This window comes from Streptomyces sp. NPDC057638 (genome assembly GCF_042800315.1).
GTDB lineage: Bacteria > Actinomycetota > Actinomycetes > Streptomycetales > Streptomycetaceae > Streptomyces.
In genome coordinates this window covers 1-8,540 of the sequence record NZ_JBHVHF010000316.1, presented here as the reverse complement: position 1 = coordinate 8,540, position 8,540 = coordinate 1, and the positions used below count along the sequence as shown (strand labels likewise).

Here is an 8,540-nt window from a genome sequence, read left to right as displayed (position 1 = left end):
GGACACCTGTGTGGTGTCCGGCCCCCGGCCGTGCGTCGCTGTCGTGGGAGCGTCGTCATGGGCGGGTGAGGCATGTCCCCGTGACCACGCGTGTCCTGGTGAGAGCGGTGGCATGCCCCAGGGCACGGCGGACGGACGGGGCCTCGGGGACACGGCCTAACGCCGGCCGTCTCCGGCAGTGGTGTGTGCGCCGCCCACTTCCACGGCCACACAGCGCCAGCGCTGGTCGGCGCCCCGCTCCAGCCGGAAGGCCATGGCGCTGATCCGGTTGCCCACGCTGATCCGGGCGAACGCCTCGATCACTCCCGGCCCGGGGTGGTACTCCCCGCAGTCGCGTACGGCGGGCCTGACCCGGGTCCCCGTCCGCAGGGGTGCCTCGGGGGCGAGCCGGATCAGTTGCTCGTACGCCTCGCCCCCGGCGTGGCCGAGCATCCAGTGGACCGGGCGTAAGCCGCTGAGTACGGCCAGCAGCCGGTCCGCGAACCAGAAGGGCGGGCTGGTCTCCCGTTGCGCGCGAGCCAGCGCCGTGGCCGCCACCGTCGAGGGCCGTCGGGTGTCCCGGCGCCCGCCGGGCCGCCGCTGATCGCCGCGCCCGCCCGGCCTGCCCCGGTCGACCACCGGCCGTGTCCTGTCCATCCGTACCGCCCCCGTCATGCGTCAGGTCCGGTATCCCGGTGATACCGGTCGGTAACTTTGCTGCTGACCTTGTACGGGAGACGGGGCGAGCGCGCAACGGGGGCCCAGGCGGGTGACGCCGCGCCGCAAAGATCGCCTATCCAGGTGAGGCCGGGCGGTAACGCCCTGGTCAGAAGGGGTGCGACGGTGACCGGGTGGGGAGGTGGAAAGCGCTCCCGCGGTGGTGGGGAGCCATCCCGACGGGGGAGGTCCGCACGTATCCTGAGGGGGCTCCCGGCGACGGTGACCGGGGCCTTCCCCGACGAAGAGAGCGGTCATCCATGCGCGTGTACGTTCCCCTGACCCTCTCCGGTCTCGCCGGGGCGCACCGGGCCGGTGTCCTGGGGCCCGGCCCGGTGGCCGCGTACGCCGTCACACCCGGGCTGCGCGAGTGGTACCGCTCCGACGACGAGGAGGAGCTGGAGTACGCGGCGCTCGGCCGGGCCGCCGCCGCCTCGCTGCGGCTGATCGCGCGGGAGCCGGGGGCCGCCGGGCGCCGGGTCGTGGTGGCCGTCGACATCAAGGACGGGGAGACCGTGACCGATCCCGGTCGGGCGGGGGAAACCGACGCGGTCGGCGAGGTGACCATCGCCCGCGCGGTGCCGCTGTCCGCGGCCGCCGCGGTCCATGTGGACGCGGACGACGCGGAGGCCGATGTCACCGCCGCCGCTCTCGCGCTGGCGGCGGCCGAGGGGGGCGACGAGGACGCCCGGGGCACCGTGGACGGCGCCGACGACCACGAGCTGCTCTGGTTCGGTGTTCAGGAGATCCCCGACATCCTGAGCTGATCCCGGCGTTTGTGCAGGCGGGAGCCGATTGTCAGAGCCAGGGGGTACGGTTTTTGGCATGGGGATTCGTACGGGGACACATCTGGTCTGGGACTGGAACGGCACGCTGTTCGACGATGTGGTGGCGGTCATCGGGGCCACCAACGCCGCGTTCGCGGAGCTCGGCCTGGAGCCGATCACGCTGGAGCGCTACCGCGAGCTGTACTGCATACCGATCCCGCTGTTCTATGAGCGGCTGCTGGGCCGGATGCCTTCCCAGGCGGAGTGGGAGGTCATGGACGAGGCCTTCCACCGTCACTACGCCGACCACCGGCTGGCCTGCGGGCTCACCACGGGTGCCGAGGAACTGCTGGGGGAGTGGCGCCGGGCGGGCGGCAGTCAGTCCCTGCTGAGCATGTACGGCCATGAGGAACTGGTGCCGCTGGTGCGGGGCTATGGGATCCACGGTCACTTCGTGCGCGTGGACGGGCGGACGGGTCCCTCCGGGGGTTCGAAGGCGGAGCACATGGAGCGGCATCTGACCGCGCTGACCGGGATGGCGCATCCGGAGCGCACGGTGGTCATCGGGGACGCGGTGGACGACGCGAAGGCGGCGGCGCACGTGGGCGCGCGGGCGGTGCTGTACACGGGGGGATCCCACAGCAGGGTGAGCCTGGAGGCGGCGGGGGTGCCCGTGGTGGACACCCTGGCGGAAGCCGTGGAGGAGGCGATACGCCTGGCCTCGTGAGCCGTGAGCCGTGAGCCGTGAGCCGTGAGCCGTGAGGCGGGCGTGGGTTCACCCGGGTGGGGGAAAGCGGGTGCCCGGGGCGGGGCTGTGAGGGCGCTCCGGGGCAGGTTTGCGGCGGGGGCCGGGGCGGGCCCCGCCGAGGCCCAGGCGATTTCACCCGATTGGGGGAGCGTGCCGGTCGTCGGCGGGGCGCGGGTGCCGGGGCGTCAGCCCCGGGCGCGGAGGACCTTCAGGAACTCCCGCATCCAGGCCGGGTGGTCCGGCCAGGCGCGGGAGGAGACCAGGCCGCCGTCCACCACGGCCTCGGCGTCCTGGAAGCTGGCACCCGCCGACTGCATATCCAGCTCCAGTGCGGGATAGGCGGTGACCCTGCGGCCCTCCAGGCCGCCGATCGCCGCCGTCAGCAGGGGGCCGTGGCAGATCTGGGCCACCGGCTTGTCCGCGTCGAAGAACGCCTTGAGGATCTTGCGCAGCTCCGGGTCGTTGCGCAGGTACTCCGGGGCGCGCCCGCCGGGGATGACCACCGCCGTGTACTGCCCGGGGTCGACCTCGGAGAAGGCCAGGTCGGCGGGCCAGGTGTAGCCCGGCTTCTCGGTGTAGGTGTCGAAGCCCGGCTCGAAGTCATGGACCACGAACTGGAGCTTCTTGCGGGTGGGCGCCGCGATGTCGACCTCGTAGCCCTCCTCCAGCAGGCGCTGGTAGGGGTACAGCACCTCCAGGGACTCGGCGGCGTCGCCGGTGAGGATCAGGACCTTGGCTGTCATGGCTGCTCCTGGTGAGTACGCGTGCAACGGTGAACGAGAGGGAGCGTAGGGAGAGAAGGGAAGTGGTGGGAGGAGAACAAGCCAAGAGGTGTGAACCGAGACGAGGGAGAGGGTGGTGAGTGGAAGGGGTCAGGGAGGTGTGAGGGATGGGGCGTCAGCGGTGAGGGGGATAGAAGCCGCTATATCGGGGCAAATCTGACCTTGTGTGTCAAGGTGGGTGACGAAACGTGACGGTGCGCGGTCGTCGCCGAGCCGCTCCGGCGGGACCTGTTCGCCAAGAGGGCCTGTGTCGCTGTCCACAGCGTCAAACTTCGGGACCCGCTTTTGTACACATACGGCTCATGACGGTGATGGGGTACGGGGCGATAGCCTGGAGCCGTGATCAGCGCGATATGCCGTGGGGGCAGCGGAGCCCCCCGCCCGCGCCCGGAGTGCCACCGCACCCGGGCGATGGCTGATCCTCTCCTACCGGCCCGAGCGTTCACTCTCACCGAACGGGGCTCGGACCACTCTCATCGCCACGTAACGTCGAAACGGACCGGACACCCCGTGCCGTGGCGTCGCGTCGCATCTTCCACCTACGTCACGCAACGGCGCGCGACAGGAGCCAGAGGACATGCAGACCAAGCTGGACGAAGCCAAGGCCGAGCTGCTCGAACGGGCGGCCCGCGTAGCTGAGAGCAGCCCGGGTGGGGGACATCTCCACTCCGGGGCCGAGCAGAGGCAACGTCCGGACCGGGACACCCTGCTCGGCTATCTCCAGCGCTACTACCTGCACACGGCGCCCGAGGACCTCACCGACCGTGACCCGGTCGATGTCTATGGGGCGGCCGTCTCGCACTACCGGCTGGCGGAGAACCGTCCGCAGGGCACGGCGAACGTCCGGGTGCACACCCCGACCGTCGAGGAGAACGGCTGGATGTGCAGCCACTCCGTGGTCGAGGTCGTCACCGACGACATGCCGTTCCTGGTGGACTCCGTCACCAACGAGCTCTCCCGGCAGGGCCGGGGTATTCACGTGGTGATCCACCCCCAGGTCACCGTCCGCCGGGATGTGACCGGCAAGCTGATCGAGGTGCTGCCGGACGCCCGGCACACCGCCCGCGCCAAGGACCGGCCGCATGACGCGCTGGTCGAGTCCTGGATCCATGTGGAGATCGACCGCGAGACCGACCGCGCCGATCTGAAGCAGATCACCGCCGACCTGCTGCGGGTCCTCAACGATGTCCGTGAGGCCGTCGAGGACTGGGAGAAGATGCGCGAAGCGGCGCTGCGCATCGCCGACGAGCTGCCGAAGGAGCCGATCGCCGCCGATCTGCTCGACCAGGAGGTGGAGGAGGCCCGGGAGCTGTTGCGCTGGCTCGCGGCCGACCACTTCACCTTCCTCGGCTACCGGGAGTACGAGCTGACGGGAAGCGACTCCCTGTCCGCCGTTCCCGGCACGGGCCTGGGCGTCCTGCGCTCCGACCCGCACCACAGCGAGGACGACGCGCACCCGGTCAGCCCGTCGTTCAGCAGGCTGCCCGCCGACGCCCGGGCCAAGGCGCGCGAGCACAAGCTCCTGGTCCTCACCAAGGCCAACAGCAGGGCGACCGTGCACCGGCCGAGCTACCTCGACTATGTCGGGGTCAAGAAGTTCGACGACGAGGGCAATGTGATCGGGGAGCGCCGCTTCCTCGGGCTGTTCTCGTCCGCCGCCTACACCGAGTCGGTGCGCCGGGTGCCGGTGATCCGCCGCAAGGTCGCCGAGGTGCTCGACGCCGCCGGATTCTCGCCCAACAGCCACGACGGCCGTGACCTGCTCCAGATCCTGGAGACCTACCCGCGCGACGAGCTGTTCCAGACCCCGGTCGACCAGCTCCGTTCGATCGTGACCAGCGTGCTCTACCTCCAGGAGCGCCGCAGGCTCCGGCTGTATCTGCGCCAGGACGAGTACGGCCGCTACTACAGCGCCCTCGTCTACCTGCCGCGCGACCGCTACACCACCGGGGTGCGGCTGAGGATCATCGACATCCTCAAGGAGGAGCTCGGCGGCACCAGCGTCGACTTCACCGCGTGGAACACCGAATCGATCCTCTCCCGGATCCACTTCGTCGTCCGGGTCCCCTCCGGCACCGAGCTGCCGCATCTGACCGACGCCGACACCGAGCGCATCGAGGCGCGGCTGGTGGAGGCCGCCCGTTCCTGGGCGGACGGGTTCGCGGACGCGCTCAACGCGGAGCTGGGCGAGGAGCGCGCCGCCGAGCTGCTGCGCCGTTACGGCAACGCCTTCCCCGAGGGGTACAAGGCCGACCACTCGCCCCGGGCCGCCGTCGCGGACCTGGTCCATCTGGAGGAGCTGACCAGCTCCGGCCAGAACTTCGCGCTCTCGCTCTACGAGCCGGTCGGCGCGGGTCCCGGCGAGCGCCGCTTCAAGATCTACCGTACCGGGGAGCAGGTCTCGCTCTCCGCCGTACTGCCGGTGCTCCAGCGGCTCGGCTGCGAGGTCGTCGACGAGCGTCCCTACGAGCTGCGCTGCGCGGACCGCTCGCTCGCCTGGATCTATGACTTCGGGCTGCGGATGCCGCACACCGGCAATGGCGGGGACTACGTGGGCGATGACGCCCGCGAGCGGTTCCAGGACGCCTTCGCCGCCGTGTGGACGGGACAGGCGGAGAACGACGGCTTCAACTCGCTGGTCCTCGGCGCCGGGCTGACCTGGCGCGAGGCGATGGTGCTGCGGGCGTACGCCAAGTATCTGCGTCAGGCCGGTTCGACCTTCAGCCAGGACTATATGGAGGACACCCTCCGTACCAATGTCCACACCACACGGCTGCTGGTCTCGCTCTTCGAGGCGCGGATGGCGCCGGAGCGCCAGAGCGCGGGCAACGAGCTGACCGACGGGCTGCTGGAGGAGCTGGACGGCGCGCTCGACCAGGTCGCCAGCCTGGATGAGGACCGCATCCTGCGCTCCTTCCTCACCGTCATCAAGGCCACCCTGCGCACCAACTTCTTCCAGGAGGCGTCGGGCGGGGCGCACCACGGCTATGTGTCGATGAAGTTCGACCCCCAGGCCATTCCCGACCTGCCCGCGCCGCGCCCCGCGTATGAGATCTGGGTCTACTCGCCCCGGGTGGAGGGCGTGCACCTGCGGTTCGGCAAGGTGGCCCGGGGCGGGCTGCGCTGGTCGGACCGGCGGGAGGACTTCCGTACGGAGATCCTGGGCCTGGTCAAGGCGCAGATGGTCAAGAACACGGTGATCGTGCCGGTCGGCGCCAAGGGCGGCTTCGTCGCCAAGCAGCTCCCGGACCCGTCGGTGGACCGGGACGCCTGGCTCGCCGAGGGCGTCGCCTGCTACAAGACCTTCATCTCGGCGCTGCTCGACATCACCGACAACATGGTGGCGGGCGAGGTCGTCCCGCCCCGCGGTGTGGTGCGCCACGACGGCGACGACACCTATCTGGTGGTCGCCGCCGACAAGGGCACCGCGTCCTTCTCGGACATCGCCAACGAGGTCGCGGTCGCCTATGACTTCTGGCTCGGCGACGCCTTCGCCTCCGGCGGTTCGATGGGCTACGACCACAAGGGCATGGGCATCACCGCCCGGGGCGCCTGGGAGTCGGTCAAGCGCCACTTCCGGGAGCTGGGCCATGACACCCAGACCCAGGACTTCACGGTCGTGGGCGTCGGCGATATGTCCGGCGACGTCTTCGGCAACGGCATGCTGCTCAGCGAGCACATCCGACTGGTGGCCGCCTTCGACCACCGCCATATCTTCATCGACCCCACCCCCGACGCGGCGACCTCCTACGCCGAGCGCCGCCGCCTCTTCGAGCTGCCGCGCTCCAGCTGGGCGGAGTACGACACCAAGCTGCTGTCGGCCGGGGGCGGTGTCTTCCCCCGTACCGCCAAGTCGATCCCGGTCAACGCCCAGATGAGGGCGGCGCTCGGGATCGAGGGCAGGGTCACCAAGATGACCCCGGCCGAGCTGATGCGCGCGGTCCTCCAGGCCCCCGTGGACCTGCTGTGGAACGGCGGTATCGGTACGTATGTGAAGGCGTCGGCCGAGTCCAACGCGGATGTCGGGGACAAGGCCAACGACGCCATCCGGGTCAATGGCGAGGAGCTGCGGGTCAAGGTCGTCGGCGAGGGCGGCAACCTGGGGCTCACCCAGCTGGGGCGGATCGAGTTCGACCGTAACGGCGGCAAGGTCAATACCGACGCGATCGACAACAGCGCCGGAGTGGACACCTCCGATCACGAGGTGAACATCAAGATCCTGCTCAACCAGCTGGTCGCCGACGGCGATCTCACGGTCAAGCAGCGCAACGCCCTGCTGGCGCAGATGACCGACGAGGTCGGGGCCCTGGTGCTGCGCAACAACTACGCGCAGAACGTCGCCCTGACGAACGCGGTCGCCCAGTCGTCCTCCCTGCTCCACGCCCACCAGCGGTATATGCGCAGGCTGACCCGGGAGGGGGCGCTCGACCGGGCGCTGGAGTTCCTGCCGAACGACCGGCAGATCCGCGAGCTGCTCGGCCAGGGCAAGGGGCTCAGTCAGCCGGAGCTGGCGGTGCTGCTGGCGTACACCAAGATCACGGTGGCGGAGGAGCTGATCCGGACCTCGCTGCCGGACGACGCCTATCTGCGCAAGCTGCTGCACGCCTACTTCCCCAAGCCGCTGCGGGAGCGGTTCCCCGACGCGGTCGACGGCCATGCGCTGCGTCGCGAGATCGTGACGACCGTGCTGGTCAACGACACGGTCAACACGGGTGGCTCGACCTTCCTGCACCGGCTGCGGGAGGAGACCGGCGCCTCGATCGAGGAGGTCGTGCGGGCCCAGACGGCGGCCCGGGAGATCTTCGGCCTGAGCGCGGTGTGGGACGCGGTCGAGGAGCTGGACAACACGGTCGCGGCCGAGGTCCAGACCCGGATCCGGCTGCACTCCCGCCGGCTGGTGGAGCGCGGCACCCGCTGGCTGCTCGGCAACCGGCCGCAGCCGCTGGAGCTGGCCGAGACGATCGACTTCTTCGCCGACCGGGTCGAGCAGGTCTGGAGCGAGCTGCCGAAGATGCTGCGCGGCGCGGACCAGGAGTGGTACCAGGGCATCCTGGCCGAGCTGACCGGTGCCGGAGTGCCCGAGGAGCTGGCCGCCCGGGTGGCCGGGTTCTCCTCGGCCTTCCCGACGCTGGACATCGTGGCCATCGCGGACCGGATGAAGAAGGAGCCGATCGCGGTCGCCGAGGTCTACTACGACCTGGCCGACCGGCTGCGGATCACCCAGCTGATGGACCGGATCATCGAGCTGCCGCGGGCCGACCGCTGGCAGTCGATGGCCCGCGCCGCCATCCGTGAGGACCTCTACGCGGCCCACGCGATGCTGACGGCGGACGTGCTGTCGGTGGGCAACGGGGCCTCGACCCCGGAGGAGCGGTTCACCACCTGGGAGGGGCAGTACTCCTCGATCCTGGGCCGGGCGCGGACCACGCTGGAGGAGATCCAGGGCTCGGACACCTTCGACCTGGCCAATCTCTCGGTGGCGATGCGGACCATGCGGCAGTTGCTGCGGACGCACAGCTGACCTGACGGTCAGGGGCCGGATCAGGG

General features: G+C 70.3%; 5 protein-coding genes. 3 read left to right on the top strand and 2 right to left on the bottom strand.

Features of this window, described 5'->3' with window-relative positions; genetic code table 11:
- Nucleotides 1–156 precede the first annotated feature (156 nt).
- Nucleotides 157–636: an Rv3235 family protein gene (locus ACFVIM_RS29440; RefSeq protein ID WP_384307571.1), complete on the bottom strand. Its 480-nt coding sequence runs from the start codon at nucleotides 634–636 to the stop codon at nucleotides 157–159.
- 320 nt (nucleotides 637–956) lie between these two features.
- Between ACFVIM_RS29440 and ACFVIM_RS29435 the strand changes: the two genes are divergently transcribed.
- Both ACFVIM_RS29435 and ACFVIM_RS29430 read left to right on the top strand, forming a co-directional pair.
- Nucleotides 957–1,463, top strand: a complete 507-nt coding sequence (locus tag ACFVIM_RS29435) for a DUF6912 family protein (protein WP_384307569.1) — start codon at nucleotides 957–959, stop codon at nucleotides 1,461–1,463.
- Between the two features lie 58 nt (nucleotides 1,464–1,521).
- Nucleotides 1,522–2,190: an HAD family hydrolase gene (locus ACFVIM_RS29430; RefSeq protein WP_384307567.1), complete on the top strand. Its 669-nt coding sequence runs from the start codon at nucleotides 1,522–1,524 to the stop codon at nucleotides 2,188–2,190.
- Nucleotides 2,191–2,396: 206 nt separating this feature from the next.
- On the opposite strand, the gene ACFVIM_RS29425 is transcribed toward ACFVIM_RS29430, so the two are convergent.
- A complete protein-coding gene (locus tag ACFVIM_RS29425) occupies nucleotides 2,397–2,954 on the bottom strand; it encodes a DJ-1/PfpI family protein (protein ID WP_384307565.1) in 558 nt (185 codons plus the stop codon).
- Between the two features lie 616 nt (nucleotides 2,955–3,570).
- Between ACFVIM_RS29425 and ACFVIM_RS29420 the strand changes: the two genes are divergently transcribed.
- Nucleotides 3,571–8,514, top strand: coding sequence for an NAD-glutamate dehydrogenase (locus ACFVIM_RS29420; RefSeq protein WP_384307562.1), 4,944 nt, complete (start codon nucleotides 3,571–3,573; stop codon nucleotides 8,512–8,514).
- Nucleotides 8,515–8,540: the final 26 nt, after the last annotated feature.